Source organism: Lentzea sp. NEAU-D7 (assembly GCF_026242055.1).
GTDB lineage: Bacteria > Actinomycetota > Actinomycetes > Mycobacteriales > Pseudonocardiaceae > Lentzea.
The window spans coordinates 270,329-292,192 of record NZ_JAPJDL010000010.1; the positions used below are offsets into that span (position 1 = coordinate 270,329).

The window sequence follows — 21,864 nt, forward strand, 5'->3', positions numbered from 1 at the left end:
TTGGGCGGAGAGTCCACTTTCGTCGCACGCAAAAGGCCCCCGGCAAGACACCAGGGGCCTTTTGTCGCGTTACAAGGACTTACAGGAACTGGCCACCACGGGTGACCGCGCCGTACGCGTCCACGATGCCGTGACCGTAGAAGCCGTTGAACTTCGCGTCACCCTCACAGGTGGCGTCGAACTCCGGCGTGCGGCCCACGTTGACGTACGACACGGTGCGCGGGTTCGGGCAGGCGCGCTGCGTCGCGGTCTTGTAGAGCACCTTCTCGACCTTGTCGGGGTCGAGGGTCAGGCCGGCGTTCTTCTTGTCCTTCTTGCCGTACTGGCTGACGATCAGCGCGGCGACACCAGCGGCGTGCGGGGCGGCCATCGAGGTGCCCTGCAGGTACTGGTAGTAGCCCACCTTGTCGCCCTGCACGGCCTTCTTCACGCCCGCGCCCAGACCGATGTCGGTGATGTTGCCGGCCTCGTCGATGTTGCCCTCGGCGAGAGCGACGTTGCGCGGGTAGGTCGACAGGATCATGTTCTCGTTGGTGCGGTACCACGGCGTGCCGAAGTAGTCGCGGAAGTAGCCACCGGGGGCCGAGACCGCGGTCTGCTCGACGCCGTAGTTCGAGTAGTCGGCCTTGTTCGTCGACGGGCCGAGCGACGACACCGAGATGACGTGGTTGCCCTCGGTCGGGAGGTTGAGGCACGTCGCGTTGTCGACCGGACGCGTGCGGTTGTGGCCCGGCGGGTAGTTCGGGCTCACGGTGTCCTGGCGCGGCTTGCCGAGGTCCTCGTGGTTGTTGCCACCGGCACCGATCAGCGTGACGCCCTTGCGGTGCGCGTAGTTCAGCGCGCGCTGCACGGTCGCGATGATCGTGCGCTGCTCCAGCTGCTCCTCGGCCGAGGCCGTGGGGTCGTTGGCGCAGTTCATGTACCAGGGGTCGACGTAGAACGACATGTTGATGACGTCCAGGCCGATGTCGGCGCCGTAGGTGATGGCGTCGACGACGGGCTGCAGGAAGAACGAGCCCGCGTCCTGGCCGCCGCGGATGTTGACGAGCGACACGCCCGGTGCGACACCGGAGATGCCGAAGCCGTTGGCAGCGGCGCCGATGGTGCCGGCGACGTGCGTGCCGTGGCCGCCGTCGTCCCAGTTCGCCGGGTCGACGCAACCGCGGAACTCACACGGGCCGTCGAACAGGCCACCGTCGGAGTCGTTCGGGATGTCGACGGTGAAGTTGCGCGAGAGCTCGTTGTTGAAGTTCGGCGCGATGTCCGGGTGGGAACCGTCCACACCGGTGTCGAGAACACCGACGTACACGCGCTTGTCGCCGGCCTGCTTGGCCCGCGCGATGTTGGAGCGAACGAGGTTCAGGCCCCACAGGTCCCCGTCGAGCGGGTCCATGCCGGCCGTCGAGCCCGACTGCGCGGGCGCCTTGTTCGGCTTCTCGGTCTTGTTCTCCTTCTCGACGTTGTCCCGCTTGACCTTCTCGGCCTTCGCCGCGGGCGCGTGCCCGATCGGCTTGGTCCGAGCGGCACCGACGATCGCGCTCGAAGCGGAAACCTTCTCCGCGAAGCCGTTCGCGGGCGCCTTGACCGTCAGCAGGCCGACGGCGTCGTTGCTCCGCACGACCTCGCCGCCCGCCGCTTCCACGGCGTCGATCGCGAAGTCGCGGTTACCGGGTTCTTCCAGAAGGACGGTGTACTCCGTGGTCGGCCCTGTGGTGGCCGGAGCGGCCCCCGCCGCCGAAGTGCCCGCGGCGATCAGCGACACCGTTGCCGCCACCGCCATCACGGTTCTGCGCGTTCTCACCTAGCTGTCTCCTCACACCCGGTCAGGGCTGGATCCAACAACATGGTGCGGCCCCCGATTGCCGCCCAAGTTGGACACACTGACACGAAAATTCGCCGCGCATCAGCGCCTTTCGTACGGAATCGAACTGTAGCCGATCGGAAGCGGAGCGTGATGTTATGAGAAGAAATCTTGACTTAACAAGATTCAAGGGATGGACTTCGCGATTATGCGAAGACGGGTAATGGCATCGTCGGCGTGCCTGCTCTTTCTCCTCTCAGCCTGTGGTGACGCAGGTCAGGGGTCTCCGACGCTGCCTACGCGTGGTCCCAAACCAATCGTCGGGGTAATCCTTCCCGACCGAACGACATCCACGCGTTGGGAAGAGCAGGATCGCCCTCTGCTCACTCAGGCGTTCAACTATGCGGACATCGAGCCGTTCATGGAGAACGCCGAGGGCGACGAGGCGAAGTTCGCGCAGATCGCCGACGAGATGATCCGCCGCAAGGTGAAGGTCATGATGATCACGCCCTTGTCGGCGGCGGGCGGCCTCGCGGTGCAGAAGAAGGCGAAGGCGGCGGGCATCCCGGTCATCGACTACGACCGCGTGACGCTCGGCGGCCAGGCGGAGTACCACGTCGGTTTCGACAGCGTGAACGTCGGCCAGTTGCAGGGCGACGGCTTGCTGAGCTGCCTCGGCGACAAGCCGGGTGCCCAGATCATCGAGATCCAGGGTGCTCCGACCGACCACAACGCGACGCTCTTCGCCCAGGGTCAGAAGTCGCGGCTGTCCTCGAAGTACGACAGCGGCGCGCTCAAGCTCGTGAAGTCGCAACCGGTCGCCGACTGGAACAACGACCTCGGCGGGCAGCTGTTCGAGCAGATCCTGAACGAGAACGGCGGCAAGGTCGACGGCGTGGTCGCGGCCAACGACGGCCTGGCCGGCGCGGTCATCGCCGTGCTCAAGAAGAAGAACCTGAGGGTCCCGGTCACCGGCCAGGACGCCACTGTGGACGGTCTTCGGGCCGTGCTCGCGGGCGACCAGTGCATCACCGTCTACAAGCCGGTGCGTGACGAGGCCGAGGCGGCCGCCAGGCTGGCGATCGCCATCGCCCGCGGAGACCTGGAGGGTGCCGACGACCTCGCCACCGGCAACCTGCGGGACCCCGTCGCGCGGCGCGACATCAAGTCGGTGCTGCTCGGCGCCACGCTGATCAAGAAGGACACCGTCCGGACGCTGGTCACGGAGGGCATCGTCAAGCCGGCGGAGCTGTGCGCCGGCGCGCTCGCCCAGACCTGCGCCCAGCAGGACATCCTCGGAGGTTAGAGCCCCGTCACGGCCTGTCTTGATCAGGCAGGTCGTGACGCCCCGAGATGAACTCCTGCACGGCGATCTTCGCCTTGATGATCGGTTGCCGGATCCTGGCCTCCCGGCGGTACGCGCGGGTCAGCTTGCGCGAGCCCTCCAGGTAGCGCCAGCGCGCCCACGGTGAGCCGGGCCGTGCGAGCCGCACGGCGCCCACGGCGGGCACCACCGGCACGAGCAGGCCGAGCAGGCCGGTCCAGATCTTGCCCTTGAGCAGCGCCACGATCGCGAAGCACAGGTTCACGGAGATGATGATCAGCCGGAGCGTGAACGTGGACGCCGGCGTCGTCTCCGGGTTGAGCTGCAGCACCTCGTCGTAGCCGAACGGCCGCGCGCCGAGCAGGAACGTCCCGGTGAGACCGACGGCGAGGAACACCGCGTCCACGGACAGCCGGCCCGCCTTCGTCCAGTACACGTCTCTGAGGTGCAGAATCAGCGCGAACTCGTCCAGCACCAGCGCCGCGCCCACCCCGAGACCGGCCGCCGCCGCCAGCCGGGCGCCGTGCAGGTCGTCGGGGATGACGAGGCCCGCCACGCTGGACAGGAGCAGCAGCACGGTGCCGAACACGACGTGATGCACGTGCGTGTCGCCGTGCACGATGTTCCCCGGCCACCAGCGGACCTTCGCCCTGATCATGCGCACGCTGATGCGGATGAACACGAATGTGGTCACCAAACCGATGAAGAAGAAGAGCAGTCGTTCGCTGCCGGTCAAGCCACGGCCCCCTGGGTCAACGACCCTCCAGGTTACCGGCCGTCGGGCATGTTCATGTTCTTCACGGTGCCGATCTGGAGCACAGTGCCGTGGATCTCGCCGACCAGCTTGTTGGAGGTCTTGCGGCCCTTGCCCCGGTCCTTCCGGGTGGCCTCGGCGCGGAGGAGTTTTTCGGCCAGTGCGGCGAGTCCGCCGGAGATCTGGGGTGCGACGGTGACCTTGATCGACATCGCCGTCTGCTCCGACACGAGCACCTCCGCGAACTCATTTGGCATCTCACGATAGCAGCGAAATCGATGGCTCGACTGAGGGCGGGGAGCCGTGGTTGACTGTCTGCGGTCGTACGTTTCGTGTTCGTGGATCACCCCGCTCGCGGAACGAGGTTGCGAGTGAGCGGGTTCTCCAGGTTCCGGAGAAGACGCCGCCGTGACTTGACCCGGTGGTCGCGAGCGCGATCCGGCACCTGTTAGAGGAGAAGTAGCAAGATGGCAGTACAGGGCACCGTCAAGTGGTTCAACGCGGAGAAGGGCTTCGGCTTCATCTCCCCTGACAACGGTGGCGCCGACGTGTTCGTCCACTACTCCGAGATCCAGATGAACGGCTACAAGGCTCTCGAGGAGAACCAGCGGGTCGAGTTCGAGATCGGTCAGGGCCAGAAGGGCCCGCAGGCCCAGGGCGTTCGCGCCGTCTGAGTCTGACTGATCAGCACATCTGATCTAGACAAGCCGCCTGTCCACTATCGGACAAGCGGCTTTGTCGTATCTTGTGCCCGATTCATCGCGCTCAGTAGTTTCGCCGCATGGGGAGACTGTTCGTAGCCGCTCTGTTGCTCTTCGTGGCCGGGTGCTCCGGCGGTTCGGAGGCGGTCCCAGGCGGCGGCAAGATCGACGCCCTGCTCGCCAAAGCGCCCGTCTACGCAGGTCAGGTGACGCCCGGCTCGGCCGTCGACCGCATCAGGAAGCGCGGCGAGCTGCTGATCGGCGGCTCCCAGGACGCCCCGCTGCTGTCCCAGCTCGACCCGATCAGCGGCGAGCTCACCGGCTTCGACGCCTACCTGGGCAAGCTGCTGGCCCACCACATCCTCGGCAAGCCCTCGGCGGAGCTGCTCTCCGCGACGTCGGAGACGCGCGAACCGCTGCTGGCCAACGGCACGGTCGACGTGATCATCCAGACCTACACGATCACGCCCGCGCGCAAGGAGCGCGTGTCGTTCGCCGGGCCGTACTACCAGTCGGGCCAGTCGATCGCGGTGCGCAAGGGCACGTCCGGCATCTCCGCACCCGCTGACCTGGCCGGCAGGACCGTCATCGTCGGTGCGAACACGCCCGGAGTGAAGGCCGTCCAGGACGCGGCGCCCACGGCGAAGATCGTCGAGTTCGGCTCCGACCCCGAGTGCCTGACGGCGTTGAAGCAGGGCCGCGGCGAGGCCTACGTGCAGGACCAGGCGATCCTGGTCGCCGACGCGTCCAAGGACAGCGAGCTGCAGCTCGTCGGCGAGCCGTTCACCGAGGACCCGTACGGCATCGGCATCAGGCACGGGGACGCCGAGTTCACGGCGTTCGTGAACGACTGGCTGCGCGAGCTCGGCAAGTCGGGGCTGTGGCAGGAGGTCTGGAAGCAGACGATCGGCACCGTGGTCACCGGCGACGCGCCGGCGCCACCCGCGATCGCCTCATGAGCCTGGTCCTCGAAGGCTTCCTGAACACCGTCGCCCTGACGCTGCTGTCGTTCGGCGGCGCCCTGCTCGCCGGGCTGCTGGTGGCCGTCATGAGGATCGTGCCGGTACCGCTGTTGCGCGCGGCGGGCGCGGTCTACGTGGAGGTGTGGCGGAACGTCCCGCTGCTCGCCTGGCTGGTGCTGTTCGTGTTCGGGCTGCCGGAGGCAGGCGTGAAGATGCCGCTGTTCTGGACGGCCTTCACGGCGATCGCGCTCTACGAGGCGGCCTTCGTGGCGGAGGCGCTGCGGTCGGGCGTGAACGCGGTGGCGTCCGGGCAGGGGGAGGCCGCGCGGGCGCTGGGGCTGTCGGTCCGGCAGTCGTTGCGGCACGTGATCCTGCCGCAGGCCCTGAAGAACGTCGTGCAGCCGCTGGCGAACATCGCGATCGCGTTGACGATGGCCACGGCTCTCGCTGGTGTGGTCGGAGTAGTGGACATGACCCGTGCGGCGCAACGGATCAACCTGGAGTTCGCGCAGCCGTTGCTGGTGTTCACCGGCGTCGGACTCTGTTATCTGGTGATGGCGGCCGGAATCGGGTTCGGGGCACGTGCGCTGGAACGGCGGCTGCCCTGATGTTCGACGCTCCCGGCCCCCGGTTCCGCCGCCGGGTCTTCTGGGTCTCCGTGGTGTCGGGGCTGGTGCTCCTCGGGCTCGTCGCGCTGGGGTTGCGGCAGTTCGCGGCCGGCGGGCAGCTGGAGCCGGTTCGGTGGAGGCCGTACCTGACCTGGCCCGTGTGGCGTTATCTGCTCGGGGGCCTGTGGTCGACCGTGGTGGCGGCGTGCGCGACGGGGGTGCTGGCGATGGCGGGTGGGTTGCTGCTCGCGTTGCGGCCCAACCGGTTCACCCGCGCCTACGCCGAGGTCATGCGCACGGTTCCGGTGCTGCTGCTCGTGTACGTGATGCTGTTCGTGCTGCCGTCGTTCGGCGTGAACCTGCCGCTGTTCTGGAAGCTCGTGGTGCCGCTCGCCCTGTCGCACGCGGCGTCCTACGCGGTGATCTTCCGGGCGGGCGTCTCCGCGGTCGATCCCGGCCAGCGCGAGGCGGGGCTGTCGCTGGGCATGCCGGACGGCGTGGTGACGCGGTTCGTGGTGCTGCCCCAGGCCGTGCGGCACATGACACCGCTACTCGTGACCCAGGCCGTCAGCCTGTTGAAGGACACCTCGCTCGGGTATGTGGTGTCCTACGCGGAGCTGTTGTTCAACGGGCGGGTGCTCGCGAACTACAACGGCCTGCTGATCCAGACCTTCGTCGTCGTCGCGTTCGTCTACCTCGTGGTCAACCTGGCGCTGTCCAGGCTGGCCCACCGGCTGGAGGCTGCTCGTGCCCGCACTGCTCGCTGAGGTGACCCGGTCGGGGTTCGTGGAGAGCCTGCACCACGGCAGCGTCGTCGGCCTGCTGCCGTCCGGGGCGGTGGGCGTCTCCGCCGGCGCGGTGGAGGACCCGGTGCTGCCGCGGTCGTGCATGAAGCCGTTCCAGGCGCTGGCGTGCCTGTCCGCCGGAGCGCCGCTGTCCGGGCCCGCGCTGGCGATCGCGGCCGGCTCGCACACGGGGGAGAACCGGCACGTCGAGCTGGTGATGCAGGTGCTCGGCGGGTTGCCGCTCGGGCTGCTGCGCTGCCCACCGTCCTGGCCGGAGGACGAGGAGACGCGCCAACGGCTGACGGAACCTTCCCGGGTGCGGATGAACTGCTCCGGCAAGCACGCGGCGATGCTCGCGGCGTGCGTGGCGGCGCGGTGGCCGACGCAGACCTATCTGGACACTTCGCATCCCCTGCAGCGGCTGGTGGTGCGGACGGTGGAGGAGTTGTCCGAAGAGTCCGTTGTGCACACTGCGATCGACGGCTGCGGTGCGCCCGTGCACGCGTTGTCGTTGCACGGCTTGGCGAGGGCGATGCAGGGCTTGATGCGCACGCCCGTCGCCGACGCCATGCGCCGGTTCCCCGAGTACGTCGGCGGGACCGGGCACGTGAACACCGTGGTCATGCAGCAGCTGCCGGGCGTGGTGGCCAAGGGTGGCGCGGAGGGTGTGCTGGTGCTGGGGACCGCGGCCGGGCACGCGGTCGCGGTGAAGGTCCTCGACGGCAATCCCCGTGCCACGACGGCGATCGGGCTCACCGCGCTGGCGGCCACGGGGTTCGACGTGTCGCCCGCGAAGGAGTCCCTGTCCGTGCCGGTGCTCGGTGGCGGGCAGGTCGTCGGGGAGGTTCGCGTCGTGTTCTAGAACTTCTCGGGGACGTCGAGCATGCCGAGCTGGGCCATGACGGTCGCCGTGTCGCCGTAGATCCGCTCGCAGACCAGGATGTCCTTGTCGAAGAGGAAGAAACCGGCCATCCTGACCTTGAACGACCGTCCGGTAACTTCTTCGCCGATGAGGCTGCCCAGGTGCGTGCCCTGCAGTTCGAACTCGACGATCACGGCGTCGTCGGCGTGGTGGACGTCGATGATCTTGTTCCGCTGGTCGGGGAACGCCGCGCGGGTGCGCTGCCAGTAGCCGCGGACCGCGTCCACGCCTTCGAAGACCTGGCCGGACGCCATGATCTCGTACCGGGGGTGCGGAAACGTGTTCAGAGAGGTGTCGAAGTCGTGGTCGTTCTGCGACTCCATGTGCTCCAAGACGATCGCTTCACGCAGCGCTCTGAGCGCCTTGGACTCGGTCATACCGGCCGACCCTCCTACGTACGCCGTACGTCGCAGGGAAGCTACTCCACGTCGTGCGGTCTCCGCCAGTGTCCTCGCCACGTGAGCCGCTGACCCGCGACCGCATCGTGGATGCGGCCGTGAGGTTGATCGAGTGCGAGGGAGTCGAGGCCGTCTCGATGCGGCGCCTGGCCGCTGAGCTGGGCGCGGGCACGATGTCGCTGTACAACCACGTGCCGAACAAGGCCGTGCTGGTGGACCTCGCGGCCGAGCGGATCATGGCGGAGGCGCGTCCGTACCAGGTGGACAGCGACGACTGGCGTGATCACATCCGGGCGCACGCCCGCGCCGTGCGGGAGCTGGCGCGCCGCCACCCCCGTGCGTTCGTGATGCTGGCGACGCGCCGGCTGAGCAGCGAGGCGGGGTTCCGGACGATCGAGGCGGCGCTGATGAACTTCGACCGCGCGGGGTTCCGGGGCAAGATCGCCGTCGGGATGATGCGGGCGATGGTGTCGTACCTGCTGGGCACGCTGATGAGGGAGGTCGCGACCACGCCCGAGCTCGGCGGGATCGCGTTGTCGCCCTATGTGGACGTCGACGTGTCGGCGTTCCCGTTGTCCGCGGAGGTGATCGGTGAGCTGGGGACCTACGACCACGATCACGAGTTCGAGTTCGGCCTCGAACTCATGATCGCGGCGTTGGAGCGCTACCAGGACTAGGGGCGCATCTCGTAGCGGCCGGAGAGCGCTTCCACCTGCTGCCACACGGCGTCGAAGCGGGCCTGGTCGACGTGCGGCTTGCGGATCTGCCCCACGGCCCACTGCTGCTGGGCCTCGGTGCTGCTGGCCTTGCCGTGCAGGGCGGTCGCGTAGCCGGCGAAGTCGCGGACCAGGACGTCGAAGATCTGGTCGAGCACGTGCTGGTCGGTGTTCGTGATCTTCGCCTGCTCCAGGACCAGCTGGCCGTAGACGACCAGGGTGAACAGGTGGCCGAGGTTGAGCAGGAAGTCGAGGTCCTTCTGCTGGGCCTCGTCCGGCGCCGCCGTGGTCAGCAGCGTCTTGACGGCCTTGGCCTGCTCGTGGAACAGCGCCACGTTGGGCAGGTGCGCGTGCTCGGTGTAGATCGGCTCCCAGTCGTGGAACTGGATCTTGCCGAGGCCGCGCGCGGGGCCCTGGTGCCAGAAGAAGTCGTCGTCGGTCGCGTCGTGGCGCGTCGGGACCTCGTCGTAGGCCTTGGGGTTGAAGAAGTAGTTCGGCATGAACTTGAGCACCAGGGCCAGGTTCACGTGCACGGTGCCTTCGAGCTTGGGCAGCGCGCGGATGTCGGCCGTGGCGCGCGTGAAGTACGTGTCCTTCTCGAAACCCTTGGCGGCGATGACGTCCCAGAGCAGGTCGATGACGTTCTCGCCCTCGCTCGTCACCTTCATCTTGGTGATGGGGTTGAAGAGGAGGTAGCGGCGGTCGTTCTCGCCGGCGCTGCGGAAGTAGTCGACGCTGCGGTCCGCGAAGAGCTTCATCGCGGTGAGGCGCGCGTAGGCGTCGACGAAGTTCTGGCGCACGTGCGGGAAGTTCGTGACCGGGTTGCCGTAGAGGATCCGGTTGTGGGCGTGGGTGATCGCCTCGTAGAACGAGTGCTCGCAGATGCCGATGCTGGCCGTGCAGAGGTTGAACTTGCCGACGTTGACGGTGTTGAGCGCGGCGGAGAAGGCGTCGGGGCCGCGGTGCAGGATGTCGGCGTCGGTCAGGGGGTAGGCGTCGAGGCGGAACTCGCTCACGAACATCTGGCTGTCGACGACGTTCTTGACGAGCTCGAAGTTCTCGTGCTGGCTGTCGACGGCGAAGAAGACGTACTCGTCGGAGTCCGCGAGCTTGCCGAAGACGCTGACCATGCCGGCGACGTTGCCGTTGCCGATGTAGTACTTGCCGCCGGTCGCGGTGTAGCCGGTCTCCGTCTTCGTGACGATCATGTCGGTGCTGTAGACGTCGGCACCGTGCTCCTTCTCGGAGAGGCCGAACGCGAAGACCGCGCCGCTGTCGAGGAGGGCCGCCGCCTTCTGCTTGGCCTCGGAGTTGTCGCTCATCCAGATCGGGCCGAGGCCGAGGACCGTGACCTGCCAGGCGTACCAGTACTGCAGGCCGTAGAACCCGAGCACCTCGCTGAACGCGGCGTTGCGGGCGGCGTCCCAGCGCTTGGTGCCGTCGACGCTCGCGGGCGTGCAGAAGGTGGCGAAGAGCTTCTCGCGCTTCACGAAGTCGAGGAACTCGGTGTACCAGACCTTGTCCTGCGCGTCCGCGATGAGCTGCCGCTTGCCGCGGGCCTCGAACCAGTCGACGGTCGCCCTGAGCAGGCGCCGCGTCTCGTCGTCGAGGTGGGCGGGGTCGTAGTGGTTCGGGTCGAGCAGCACTGGCGCCTCCTTGCGTCTCCTCTTTCGGACGCTACCAGTGAGTAACTTGTGGGTCTACGTGGGGTTTCCCTCGTCCTCAGAAATTGTCGGATCCCCGGCGTAACGTGCTCCGCATCACATCTTCGGGCTGGGAGGCTGCGTTGCGATGACGGTGGTTGTGGCGATCGGTACGCGCAAGGGGCTGTGGCTCGCCCGCAGTGAGGATCGGGTCTCGTGGCAGGTCGACGGGCCGCACCACGCGATGCAGGAGGTGTACGCGGTCGCGTTCGACTCGCGCGCGGGCCTTCGCCTGATGGCGGGAGTGTCCTCTCCGCACTTCGGCCCCGGAGTGTCCATCTCGGACGACCTGGGGGCCACCTGGGAGGAGTCGTCCACGCCGCCGATCGCGTTCCCGGTGGAGGAAGCGGCCCTCGAACGCGTCTGGCAGCTCCAGCCCGCACCGGCCGCGCAGCCGGGCGTGGTCTGGGCGGGCACCCAGCCGTCGGCGCTGTTCAAGTCCTCCGACGGCGGCCGCTCGTTCGAGTTCGTCGAGGGCCTCTGGAACCACCCGCACCGCCCGGAGTGGGAGGCGGGCTTCGGCGGCCAGGCCGTCCACACGATCGTGCCCGACCCGGTGGACCCGGACCGCCTGCTGGTGGCGATGTCGACGGGCGGCGTCTACCGCACCGCCGACGGCGGCAAGTCCTGGGAAGCCCGCAACAAGGGCATCAAGGCGTACTTCTTCCCGGACCCGTGGCCGGAGTTCGGCCAGTGCGTCCACAAGGTGGCCCAGCACCCCGCGGCGCCGTCGCGCTTCTACGCCCAGAACCACCACGGCGTCTACCGCAGCGACGACGGGGGCGACTCCTGGCAGTCGATCGCCGACGGCCTGCCCACCGACTTCGGCTTCGCCATGGTCGTCCACCCCCACGACCCGGACACGATCTTCACGTTCCCGATCGAGGCGGACGGCCGCCGCTTCCCGCCGGAGGGCAAGTGCCGCGTCTACCGCTCCCGGGACGCGGGCGCCACCTGGCAGGCCCTGGGCGAAGGCCTTCCCGACGACTTCTGGACAGCGGTGATGCGCGACGCCATGTGCACGGACGACGCCGAGGTCCCCGGCGTCTACTTCGGCTCCCGCTCGGGCGAGGTCTACGCGAGCCCGGACGAGGGCGAGACCTGGCACCGCGTGGCGGCCCACCTGCCAGACGTGATGTCGGTCCGAGCCGTGGTGGTCCCGACGTGAAGGTGACGGTCCTGATCCCAGGAGTCCTCCGCGCCGCCACCGACGGTGCCGCCCACTTGGACGTGGAAGTCCCGGACCCGGCCACCCTGGGAGCAGCCCTCGACGTCCTGGCCGACACCTACCCGCAACTGGACCGCCGCCTGCGCGACGAGCGCGCCGGCCTGCGCCGCTACGTGAACTTCTACGTCAACGGCGAGGAGTGCCGCCGCCTGGCAGGCCCGGCCACCCCGCTCCCGTCAGGCGCCGAGATCCAGATCCTGCCGTCGGTGGCTGGAGGCTGACGCCGCTCCCCGCCGGGCCGCGCCGCTCCGGGGACGGCGGCGCGCTCGGCGACGGGCAGCGCGTCCGGGCAACGGCTGCCCGGGGTTCGGGCTGCCTGGTGACCTGGGCTGCCTGGTGACCTGGGCTGCCTGGTGACCTGGGCTGCCTGGTGACCTGGGCTGCCCGGTGACCTGGGCTGCCCGCGACTCCGGCCTCGCTGCGCGCCACCGGCACTGCTTCACTGCGGCTGCCGCCACCTCGCCGCTACTGCGGCTGCCGCCACCTCGCCGCTACTGCGGCTGCCGCCACCTCGCCGCTACTGCGGCTGCCGCCACCTCGCCGCTACTGCGGCTGCCGCTGCCCGGCCGCCTCGGCGGCCACCACCCCGTCTCCGACCGGGCCTCGCTACGTGCCACAGGCACCGCTCCACAGGTCTGCCGCCACCCCGCCGCGCACAAGGGCTGGCGCCACCTCGCCACAGGCTTGCCAGTCGTTGTGGTTGCCGACGCCCCCCACCGCTTCGGCTGTGGTCACCGCCCCGGTACCGGCCTCCCGCCGGTCCCGCAGCCGATCTCCCGCCACCTCGCCGCCGGCCTGCCGCCGTTTCTGCCGTCGTTTCTGCCGTCGGTCTCCCGCTATCCCGCTAATGAGGCTGTCGCGCCGTCCCCGCTGCTAGTCACCCGCTGCTGCACTGTCGCCATCCCGCCACCGGCCTGCCCCGCGCCAAGCCGGCTGCCGGCGCCCACCACCTCGCCCAGCGACCACCACCTCGGCCGCAGCCGACGCCCGTCTGCCAGCTGCCACCCTTCCCGGCGACCGCCACGCCTCCCGGTTGCCGCCACACATCCGCCTGCCCCAGCGCAGCCGCCCAGCCAGCCACCCGATGACCGAGCCCGACCCCGGTCGCGCGAGCGGTCACACCAGCAGCAGCGACTTGCCGAGGGTGGCGCGTTCCTCCAGCGAGCGGTGAGCCTTCTCGGCCTCCGCCAACGGATACGTCGCACCGATCACCGGCCGGATCCGGCCCTGCGAGGTGAGGGCGAGCGCGTCCGTGAGGAGTGCACGCACGGTCGCCGGGTCGGGCGGCCCGGCCGCCAGCACGTTGTCCACGTGCACCTGCCGACTGGCCGCCAGGTCCGGATCGATGTCGGCGAACCCGTCCGAGGTGCCGTAGGTGATGAAGCGACCGCCGGAGGCCACCGTCTCGAACACCGCCCTGCCGAGCGGTCCTCCCGCGCCGTCGAAGGCCACGCCGACGCCGCCCGTCGCCTCGCGGACCTGGTCCTGCCAGCCGTCCAGCGAGTAGTCGACGGCCAGGTCCGCACCCAGGTCGCGGCTCAGTGCGAGCTTGCGTTCGCCGCGGGCCGCGGCGACGACTCGTGCGCCCGCGTCGCGCAGGAGTTGCACGAGCAGCGAACCCGCGCCGCCCGTCGCGGCCGCCACCAGGACCCACTCGTCCTTCCTGATCTCCGTGCGGCGGGCGAGCATGAGCGCGGTGACGCCGTCGTGCACCAGTGCCGCCGCCTCGGCCGAGCCCAGGCCATCGGGGACCGCGACGATCTCCTCGGCGGGGAAGACCATCTGCTCCGCGTAGCCGCCTGATCCGCGGCTGATGACGTGCCTGCCCAGCCACGCCGGGTCCACGCCTTCGCCCACCGAGAGCACGTGACCCGCGCCGCCTCCGCCCGGCACGTAAGGGAGGGTCAGCGGGAAGTACTCGCCGCCCCAGCCGTTGCGCAGCAGCGTGTCGAGGAAGATCACGTCGGCGACGGCCATGCCCACCACCACCTGGCCCGGGCCCGCCACCGGCGCGGGAACTTCCTCCGCGCGGAGCACCTCGGGACCACCGAACTCGTGCACACGGACAGCACGCACCACAACCACATCCCCCACCTTGATCAACCTGGCCGCGTCCCACCGTAAAAGCTCCAGTTCGGTGGAGATCAAGCCCGGATCTCAGCAGGTGGCGAAGTCGTCCAGCAGTGCCGAGGCGACCTCGACGTCCGGGCTGAGCTGGCGGTCGGACATGTCCGGGTTGAGCTTCGACTCGGCGGCCTCGAAGGCGGCCCGCAGCGACTCGGTCCGAGGTGTGATGCCGCGCAGCCGCAGGGCGCGGACGGCGGCCACGACCTCGCACGCCAGGACCAGGCGGAACGCGCTCAGCGAGCGCAGGGCCTGGGAGGCGGACTGGAACGCGAAGCTCGAGTTCTCCTCCTGGCCGCGCGACACGACGGCGTTGCCGATGCTCGCGGGCTCGGCGAGGGTGCGGACCTCGGCCAGCGCGGAGTTGGCGCTGTACTCGAGGATCATCACGCCCGAGCTGCCGGGGACGCCCTCGGCGAGGAACGGGCGCAGGCCGGTGAAGCTCGGCTCGACGAGCGTCGCGAGGCGGGCGGTCGAGATGTGGCCGGTGTGCAGCATCGAGAGCCGGAGCCGGTCGAGCGCCTGGCCCAGGTACGCGCTGTGGAACGCGCCGTGGTGGTAGGCGGCGTCGTCCTCGGGGCCGAAGTGGTCGGAGACGATCAGAGGGTTCTCGGCGGCGGCGTTGAACTCGACGTCGAGCACGTGGGCCAGGTCGGTTGCGGCGTCGACGGCCGGGCCGTGGATCTGCGGGAAGCAGCGGTAACCGAACGGGTCCTGGATGCGCGCCGGCGGGCGTGGTGGTTCGCCGATGAGGCGGCGCATCTCGGCGGCCACCGCCACCTGACCGGGGTGCGGGCGGCCGAGGTGGACGCGTTCGTCGTAGGCCTCGACGGCTCCGTCCACGGCGAGGAACGACAGCGCGGCGACGACGTGCGTGGCCTTGAGGAGCTGGTGCGCGTCCTGCCAGGCCAGGCCCGCCATGCCGATGGTGAGGGCGTTGCTGCTGATCAACGCCAGCGCGTCGCCCGAGTCGAGCTCGATCGGGTCAGGCGTCTGCGTGGAGCCGAGCCAGTAGCGCTCGCCGAGCAGCGTCAGGCCGGTCTCGGCGAGTGCGGTGAGGTCGCCCGTGCCGATGGCGCCGTACTCGTGGACGCCGGGGTAGCAGCTGCTGTTCAGGGCGGCGAGCAGTGCGTCGGCCACGGCTCTGCGCACACCGGCGCCGCCCGCGAGGAGCTGGTTGAGGCGCACGACCATCATGGCGCGGACCTGCTCCTCCGGGAGCATGCCGCCGAGCCCGCCCGCGTGGCTGCGCAGCAGGCGCAGGCCGTGCTCCGCCCAGCCCTCCGTGCTGATGATCTGGTTGCGGTTCGCACCGACGCCGGTCGTGCGGCCGTACACCTGTCGCCGCACCACAAGGCGCTGGCTGGCACCCCACGACGCCTCGAGGCGTGCGAGGCCGTCAGCGTGCAGGGCCACCGGCGCGTGGTACCGCGCGACGCGCACCACCTCGTCGGCGCTGAGGGACCGACCGTCCAGCACGACAGGGGAGTCTTCGACCATGGCGCCAATGTGAGCACATAGGGTTCAGAGGTGCTCGTACTGCATGGCCTGTGCACGACCGACGGTGTTCTAGCACTGTGGGCCGAAGACTCCGGGCTGCCCGCACGCAGCGAGAGCACGCGCCGGGACGCGCCACACCCGTTCGCGGCGTCGGCCGAATCGCTGGCCGCCGCGCTCGGGCAGGAACCGGGCAAAACGACCACACGGGCGTTGCTGCTGCCGTCGTTCTCCTCAGGGCCGATGGCGTCGCCTGAACTGGTGCGCGATCCGTTGGCGGCGGAACGAGCGCAGCGCGGCAAGGTGCAGCTGCGGCAGTGGGGCGTGCCCACGATCCGCCTCGACGGTGCCCCGGAACGCGGCGCCGAGGTGCGGCTGAGCGCCTCAGCGCGGTTCGTGTTCGACGTGGCCGGCTTCGCCACCGACCTGGTCGACCGTGGTCGCGTGCTGCCGTCGGTCGCGCCGGACCGGGCCGTCGCGCAGTGGGTGCCGCTGCTCTCGGGAACGGATTCGGCGCGGTTCGCGGCGTTGCAGGCCGCGATGCCGCCCGCCTGCCGGTGCGAGCAGATCGTCAGCGACCCCGCGGAACTCGTGCGCGCGGCCCTGACGACCGCGGTCGACGAGCAGGTGCGGAGCCGGCTGGGCGGCACGGCTCTCGCCCCGGCACGACGTGGCCCCGCGACGACGACGGCGGAGTCCTGGCTCACCGCGCTCACCGGCGAGCCCGTGTTCGACGCGGACCCCGTCGAGCTCTACGAACTGCGTGAGCGACTGGACCGCTGGCGTGACACCGCGGGCAACGAGAGCCCTGTGCGCACGTGCTTCCGGCTGCGCTCGCCGGAGCAGCGCGACGACGAGGAGTGGGCCGTCGAGTTCCTGCTGCAGGCCGTCGACGAGCCGAGCGTCCTCGTACCCGCGCACCAGGTCTGGTTCGCGGACGACAGCGTCCTGCGGCGCTGGATCCCGGCACCGCAGGAGCACCTGCTGGCCGACCTCGGCCGCGCGAGCAAGCTGCACCCCGACCTGGACGAGGCGTTGCGCGGCTCGCACCCCGCCGAGATGGAGGTCAGCGCGGAAGGCGCGTACCGGTTCCTGACCGCCGCACCGGTGCTGGCGCAGGCCGGGTTCGGCGTGCTGCTGCCGTCCTGGTGGCAGCAGACGACGAGGCTGGGCCTGAAGCTCACCACGAAGAGCCGTGGCACCGCCGGCACCGTCGCGAAGGAGAGCGAGATCGGCCTGAAGTCCATCGTGGACTACAAGTGGGAGCTCGCTCTCGGCGAGGACACGCTGACCGACGCCGAGCTCGCCGAACTGGCCAGGGCGAAGGTGCCGCTGGTCAAGGTGCGCGGCCAGTGGGTGCAGGTCGACCAGAAGCGGCTCGCCGCCGGGCTCGCGTTCCTCAAGCGCGGCGGCGGGCAGATGACCGCCGCCGAGGTGATGCTCCACAGTGGACTCACGGAGGAGGACGAGAGCCTGCCGCTCCCGCTGATGTCCGTCGAGGCGGACGGCTGGCTCGGCGACCTGTTGTCCGGCAAGGCCGACGAGCAGCTGGAACCCGTGGAGCCGCCGGAGAGCTTCCTCGCGCGGCTGCGTCCGTACCAGCAGCGCGGCCTGGCGTGGCTCGCGTTCCTCGACAAGATTGGCCTGGGCGCGTGCCTGGCCGACGACATGGGCCTCGGCAAGACCGTTCAGCTGCTGGCGCTGGAGGCGTTGAACCGCGCCGGCGGCAAGAGGCCGCCGACGTTGCTGATCTGCCCGATGTCGGTCGTCGGCAACTGGCAGCGCGAGGCAGCGCGGTTCACCCCGGAGCTCTCGGTGCACGTGCACCACGGCGCGGACCGCCAGAACGGTGACGCGCTGCGCGAAGCCGTCGAAAGCCACGACCTGATCCTCACCACCTACGCCTTGGCCGCGCGCGACGCCGAGGCGTTGAGCGACCTCACGTTCGACCGCGTGGTGCTCGACGAGGCGCAGAACATCAAGAACAGCGCGACCCGCCAGTCCCAGGCGGTGCGGCAGCTCAAGGCACGCCACCGCGTGGCGCTCACCGGCACGCCCGTCGAGAACCGCCTGGCCGAACTCTGGTCGATCATGGACTTCGCCAATCCGGGCGTGCTCGGCACGGTCAACACGTTCCGCGCCCGCTTCGCCGTTCCGGTGGAGCGCCACAACGACCAGGACGCCGCCGCACGGCTGCGCAAGATCACCAACCCGTTCGTGCTGCGCCGCGTGAAGACCGATCCGCGCATCATCAGCGACCTGCCGGACAAGGTCGAGATGCGCCAGCTCTGCAACCTCACCACCGAGCAGGCCTCGCTCTACCAGGCCGTCGTCAACGACATGCTGGAGAAGATCGAGGAGGCGGAGGGCATCGGGCGCAAGGGACTGGTGCTCGCGACCATGTCGAAGCTCAAGCAGGTCTGCAACCACCCCGCCCACTTCCTCGGCGACGGCTCCCGCGTCGCCGGCCGCTCCGGCAAGCTCGCACGCCTCGAGGAAGTGCTCGAGGAAGTGCTCGCCGAGGGCGACAAAGCGTTGTGCTTCACGCAGTTCACCGAGTTCGGCAGCATGCTCGTGCCGTACCTGGCCGCGCGCTTCGACACCGAGGTGCTGTTCCTGCACGGCGGCACGAACAAGGCGTCCCGCGACCGCATGGTCGAGCGCTTCCAGGACAGCAAGGGGCCGTCGCTGTTCCTGTTGTCGCTCAAGGCGGGCGGCACCGGCCTCAACCTCACCGCCGCGAACCACGTGATCCACTTGGACCGCTGGTGGAACCCGGCTGTCGAGGACCAGGCGACCGACCGCGCGTTCCGGATCGGCCAGCGCCGCAACGTGCAGGTGCGCAAGTTCGTGTGCATCGGCACGCTGGAGGAACGCATCGACGCCATGATCGAGGAGAAGCGCGCGCTGGCCCAGCTGGTGGTCGGCGCGGGCGAGAACTGGCTCACCGACCTGTCCACCGCGCAGCTGCGCGACCTGCTGACGTTGTCCGGGGAGGCCATCGGTGAGTGAGCACTGGTCCGGCGAACGTCCCCGGTACGGCAAGACCATCAAGGTGGACAACGGCCTCAAGGCCAAGAGCAAGCGCGGCGACATCGGGGCGACCTGGTGGTCGCGCCGGTTCATCGAGGTGCTGGAGTCGTTCGGCATGGGAGGCCGGCTGACCCGCGGCCGCACCTACGCGCGGCAGGGCCAGGTGCTGTCGTTGTCGCTGTCCACGAGCATGGTCATCGCCCTCGTGCAGGGTTCACGGCCCACGCCGTACAAGACGCGGATCGCGATCAAGTCGTTCACGGGCCAGGAGTGGCAGCGCATCGAGCACGCGCTGGCCGGCAAGGCCCTGTACGCGGCGAAACTGCTGGCCGGCGAGATGCCCCCGGACATCGAGACCCTGTTCGCCTCGCTGGGACTGCGGCTCTTCCCCGCGACGCAGCGCGAGCTGACGATGGACTGCAGCTGCCCGGACTGGGAGGTGCCGTGCAAGCACCTCGCCGCCACCTGTTACCTGCTCGCCGAGTCGTTCGACAACGACCCGTTCGAGATCCTCGCCTGGCGCGGCCGCAGCCGCGAGGACCTGCTCGACCGTCTCCGCGCACTGCGCGGCAGCGTGCGTTCCACCGTGGTCCGCGAGGAGGCGCCGCCGCTCACCAGGTGCCTGGACACGTTCTGGCAGCGGCAGACCACGTCGAGCCTCAGCCTCGGCGACCCCACTGCGGCGGTGCGCACGGACGCGGTGCTCGATCAGCTCGACGGTGTGCCGATCACCGTGGGCGGGTCGTCGCTGGCCGGCCTGTTGCGCCCGGCCTACCTGTCGCTGAAGCCCGAGGAGTGAGCGGCGCTGACCGGCTTCCAGCGAAACCGGTCAGCGCCGCTCACGAGCTCGAGTCGTCCGTCCGCGTCAGCGGATCCAGCCGAGGCGCAGGAACACCGACTCGCCCGGAGCGTCGTCCAGCCCGTCGTTGTCCACCACGCCGACGAGCCGCTGGAGCGGCCAGGTGCCGATCACGGCGAGGCCTTCCGGCTTGTCGTGGGTGGTGGCGCCGCCGGCCTGGAGGGCGGGGAGGAGGTCCTCGGCCTGCTTCTTGGCCACCAACGGCTTCTCGGCACCCGCGGCCACCGGCGTCACGCCGGTGATGTCGACGCGGTAGACCTTCTTCGTCCTGGCCGCGTCACCGCGCTGGTTGTCGCGCTCGAGGACCAGCAGCGTGCGGTCGTTCAACGCGGTGATCTCGGACAGGCCGATCCACGCACCGGCCTGCGGAGCGTCGAGCGGGTACGCGGCGAACGCCCACTCACCGGTCGCCGGGGTGTAGCGGGCCAGCGTCGCCTGGCCGAGCCTGTCGGCCTTCCACTCGCGCTGCACGGCGAGCCACACCTGCTCGGACCTGCCGCTGCCGATCACGGTCACGCCTTCGAACCCGTTGCCGGTGGCGGTCTTCGCGATCACCTCGGGCAGCGGGACCTCCTTGGTGACAGCGCCGTTCGCGGCGACCTCCACGAGCAGGTTCGGCTTCTGCTTGCCGTCGCCTTCCACCGCGATCCAGTAACCGCTCCCGCGCGCGGCGATGCCTTCACCGTCGTAGCCGACGGGCTTGCCGTCCTTGGTCAGCGTCAGCTCCGCGCGCACCTTCGCGGGCGCGGCCACGGTGTCGACGGTCAGGATCCGGGTCGGGCTGTAGGCCGAGTCCGTCACGGCGACGACGTCGCGGTGATTGCCCGGAATGCCGGAAAGCCCTGACAGAGCACCGAATCCGATGCCGTCCGACACGATCGACGGCGTCCCCTGGTTGCGCTGCGACGACAACGCCAGTGGCTTGTGGGTCAGGCGGTACCCGCTGAGCGACGAGCGGATGCCGTCCCCGGCCGCGTCCTCCTCCGCGGCGACCACGAGCGTGCCGGTGGCCGGAATCGGCAGCAGGCCCTCCGGCCCGACGCCGGTCGGCAGCGCCTGCAGGAAGCGTGGCCTGCGCGGGTCGCTCACGTCGTAGACGGCGACGAGGTTGGCGCGCTCCATGCCGACGAACGCGTACCTGTCGCGCCCGAAGGTGGCGACGGCCAGGCCCTCCGGCTCGACACCCTTGTTGTCCGAGCGGCCGTCCGGGTACTGGCCCTGCTCGACGGCGATCCGCTGGAGGTCGTTGCCCGAGGAGAACACGACCTCGCCGGAGCCGGCGTCGAAGACCGTCCACGTGCGCGAGCCACCGAGGTAGTCGCCCTCGTCGGCGGTGCCGAGCGTGCGGTCGTCCAGCCAGGCGACGGCGTCGGGCTCGCGAGCCGCGGTGATCGTCTCGGTGGGTTCGAACCTCCCGTCGTCCTTGGTGTCGGTGCGGGCGACCGTGGCCGTGCCCGCCGAGAAGTGGCGCACGATCCGGCCGGACCGCAGGTCGACGATCGCGATGTGGTTGTTCTCCTGCAGCGTCACGGCGACCTGGCCGCGTCCGTTGATGCTGACGTACTCCGGCTCCGGGTCGGCCGGCGCGACCTGAGCGATCCCGGTCAGCTCGACCTCGCGCAACTGCCAAGACGCCGGCCCGCCCCCGACCAGGTCGACGATGGTCAGGTACCCGGCAGGCGCCTGGGGGAGCGCGCCACCGTTGACGTCCTCGTCGCGCTCGTTCTCGACCGCGATGGCCGCGTACCGGCCGTCCGCGGAGATGTCGATCGAGTCCGGCTGCCCGCCGAGCTCGTGCGTGGCCACGACATGCCGGCTGCCGAGGTCCACGACCACCAGCACACCCGACGGCTCGGTGTACGACTTCGAGGTGTCGACCGCGACCAGCGCGAGTCGTCCGACGATGTCGACCGAGGTCGGCTCGCCCGGCATCGGCAGCACACCGTCCGGCGTGAACTCCCGCCCGGCCTTGGCGAACCCGATCCGCCTCCCCGGCGAGTCGGTGTAGACGACCAGCTCGCCGTCCGCGGTGGCAGCCGCGATCTCGGCGGCCGTGTGCTCGGCGGCCGAGCTGTTGCGGAACACCGGCATGGTGTCGAACCGCTGGAACCTCGACGGCGCCGACGCCCCGGCCGGCGCGGCCGAGACGAGCAACACCAAGGCCACCAGGCCTGTGCACAACCGGACCACTGGTCCTCCTCAACGGTCGGAGGCGCGCAGTGTGGCCGACCGAGTGGTCCGCGGGATGAACGCTCGCTGATCATCCGGGGTGGTTCGGGTTCAGGCTCGGCTGCGTTGGTGGGGAAGGGGATCGGCCGGGTGGCCTCCTTTCGCGTCAGGTGGTGTCGGGGCGGAGTGGGCGCGCCGGTGGGCTGGTGGGTGGGCGCGCCCTATGGCTGGCGGGGCAGGTGCACCTGGTGGGGCGGGTGCTCTTGGCGGGTGGGCTGGG

19 protein-coding genes are annotated in these 21,864 nt (G+C 69.8%); 11 read left to right on the forward strand and 8 right to left on the reverse strand.

From position 1 onward, the window contains the following. Window positions 1-79: 79 nt before the first annotated feature. Window positions 80-1,780, reverse strand: a complete 1,701-nt coding sequence (locus tag ORI60_RS22360) for a S8 family serine peptidase (protein ID WP_266038035.1) — start codon at window positions 1,778-1,780, stop codon at window positions 80-82. A 244-nt stretch (window positions 1,781-2,024) separates the two neighbouring features. Between ORI60_RS22360 and ORI60_RS22365 the strand changes: the two genes are divergently transcribed. Continuing rightward, a complete protein-coding gene (locus ORI60_RS22365; RefSeq protein ID WP_266039787.1) occupies window positions 2,025-3,107 on the forward strand; it encodes a sugar ABC transporter substrate-binding protein in 1,083 nt (360 codons plus the stop codon). A 7-nt stretch (window positions 3,108-3,114) separates the two neighbouring features. Here ORI60_RS22365 and ORI60_RS22370 read toward each other — a convergent pair whose 3' ends face one another. Next, a complete protein-coding gene (locus ORI60_RS22370) occupies window positions 3,115-3,819 on the reverse strand; it encodes a hypothetical protein (protein WP_266038014.1) in 705 nt (234 codons plus the stop codon). Between the two features lie 74 nt (window positions 3,820-3,893). After that, window positions 3,894-4,136 (reverse strand): hypothetical protein, encoded by a 243-nt coding sequence (locus tag ORI60_RS22375; protein ID WP_266038012.1) that lies wholly within the window; start codon window positions 4,134-4,136, stop codon window positions 3,894-3,896. Window positions 4,137-4,346: 210 nt separating this feature from the next. Between ORI60_RS22375 and ORI60_RS22380 the strand changes: the two genes are divergently transcribed. From ORI60_RS22380 to ORI60_RS22400, 5 genes are all read left to right on the forward strand, one after another. After that, window positions 4,347-4,553, forward strand: a complete 207-nt coding sequence (locus ORI60_RS22380; protein WP_030468404.1) for a cold-shock protein — start codon at window positions 4,347-4,349, stop codon at window positions 4,551-4,553. Between the two features lie 107 nt (window positions 4,554-4,660). Beyond that, on the forward strand, window positions 4,661-5,539 hold the full coding sequence (locus ORI60_RS22385; RefSeq protein ID WP_266038010.1) for a glutamate ABC transporter substrate-binding protein: 879 nt from the start codon (window positions 4,661-4,663) through the stop codon (window positions 5,537-5,539). Further along, entirely contained in the window at window positions 5,536-6,150 is a 615-nt protein-coding gene (locus tag ORI60_RS22390; protein ID WP_266038009.1) for an amino acid ABC transporter permease, read from the forward strand. Before ORI60_RS22385 ends, ORI60_RS22390 begins: the two co-directional genes overlap by 4 nt. Next, on the forward strand, window positions 6,150-6,917 hold the full coding sequence (locus ORI60_RS22395) for an amino acid ABC transporter permease (RefSeq protein ID WP_266038007.1): 768 nt from the start codon (window positions 6,150-6,152) through the stop codon (window positions 6,915-6,917). The genes ORI60_RS22390 and ORI60_RS22395 overlap by 1 nt, the downstream gene beginning before the upstream one ends. Next, window positions 6,898-7,797, forward strand: coding sequence for an asparaginase (locus tag ORI60_RS22400; protein WP_266038006.1), 900 nt, complete (start codon window positions 6,898-6,900; stop codon window positions 7,795-7,797). The genes ORI60_RS22395 and ORI60_RS22400 overlap by 20 nt, the downstream gene beginning before the upstream one ends. Here the strand turns inward: ORI60_RS22400 and ORI60_RS22405 are convergent. Continuing rightward, window positions 7,794-8,234: an ester cyclase gene (locus tag ORI60_RS22405; protein ID WP_266038005.1), complete on the reverse strand. Its 441-nt coding sequence runs from the start codon at window positions 8,232-8,234 to the stop codon at window positions 7,794-7,796. The genes ORI60_RS22400 and ORI60_RS22405 overlap by 4 nt on opposite strands. A gap of 107 nt (window positions 8,235-8,341) precedes the next feature. Here ORI60_RS22405 and ORI60_RS22410 point away from each other — a divergent pair, with 107 nt between their 5' ends. Beyond that, complete coding sequence (locus ORI60_RS22410) at window positions 8,342-8,932, forward strand: TetR/AcrR family transcriptional regulator C-terminal domain-containing protein (RefSeq protein ID WP_266038033.1); 591 nt, start codon at window positions 8,342-8,344, stop codon at window positions 8,930-8,932. Here the strand turns inward: ORI60_RS22410 and ORI60_RS22415 are convergent. Then, window positions 8,929-10,617, reverse strand: coding sequence for an acyl-CoA dehydrogenase family protein (locus ORI60_RS22415; RefSeq protein WP_266038004.1), 1,689 nt, complete (start codon window positions 10,615-10,617; stop codon window positions 8,929-8,931). The genes ORI60_RS22410 and ORI60_RS22415 overlap by 4 nt on opposite strands. Before the next feature lie 145 nt (window positions 10,618-10,762). On the opposite strand from ORI60_RS22415, the gene ORI60_RS22420 reads away from it, so the two are divergent. Both ORI60_RS22420 and ORI60_RS22425 read left to right on the forward strand, forming a co-directional pair. After that, on the forward strand, window positions 10,763-11,842 hold the full coding sequence (locus tag ORI60_RS22420; protein ID WP_266038002.1) for a WD40/YVTN/BNR-like repeat-containing protein: 1,080 nt from the start codon (window positions 10,763-10,765) through the stop codon (window positions 11,840-11,842). Beyond that, complete coding sequence (locus ORI60_RS22425; RefSeq protein ID WP_266038001.1) at window positions 11,839-12,123, forward strand: MoaD/ThiS family protein; 285 nt, start codon at window positions 11,839-11,841, stop codon at window positions 12,121-12,123. The genes ORI60_RS22420 and ORI60_RS22425 overlap by 4 nt, the downstream gene beginning before the upstream one ends. A gap of 895 nt (window positions 12,124-13,018) precedes the next feature. Here ORI60_RS22425 and ORI60_RS22430 read toward each other — a convergent pair. Together ORI60_RS22430 and ORI60_RS22435 are read right to left on the reverse strand one after the other, a co-directional pair. Continuing rightward, a complete protein-coding gene (locus ORI60_RS22430) occupies window positions 13,019-13,978 on the reverse strand; it encodes a zinc-binding dehydrogenase (RefSeq protein ID WP_266038000.1) in 960 nt (319 codons plus the stop codon). Between the two features lie 81 nt (window positions 13,979-14,059). Beyond that, a complete protein-coding gene (locus ORI60_RS22435) occupies window positions 14,060-15,526 on the reverse strand; it encodes an aromatic amino acid ammonia-lyase (protein ID WP_266037999.1) in 1,467 nt (488 codons plus the stop codon). Window positions 15,527-15,556: 30 nt separating this feature from the next. On the opposite strand from ORI60_RS22435, the gene ORI60_RS22440 reads away from it, so the two are divergent. Together ORI60_RS22440 and ORI60_RS22445 are read left to right on the forward strand one after the other, a co-directional pair. Continuing rightward, window positions 15,557-18,535, forward strand: a complete 2,979-nt coding sequence (locus ORI60_RS22440) for a DEAD/DEAH box helicase (protein WP_266037998.1) — start codon at window positions 15,557-15,559, stop codon at window positions 18,533-18,535. Then, the gene (locus ORI60_RS22445) at window positions 18,528-19,355 is read left to right on the forward strand and encodes an SWIM zinc finger family protein (RefSeq protein WP_266037996.1); all 828 of its coding nucleotides are present in this window, start codon (window positions 18,528-18,530) and stop codon (window positions 19,353-19,355) included. The genes ORI60_RS22440 and ORI60_RS22445 overlap by 8 nt, the downstream gene beginning before the upstream one ends. 66 nt (window positions 19,356-19,421) lie before the next feature. Here ORI60_RS22445 and ORI60_RS22450 read toward each other — a convergent pair whose 3' ends face one another. Next, on the reverse strand, window positions 19,422-21,605 hold the full coding sequence (locus ORI60_RS22450; RefSeq protein ID WP_266037994.1) for an esterase-like activity of phytase family protein: 2,184 nt from the start codon (window positions 21,603-21,605) through the stop codon (window positions 19,422-19,424). Window positions 21,606-21,864 lie beyond the last annotated feature (259 nt).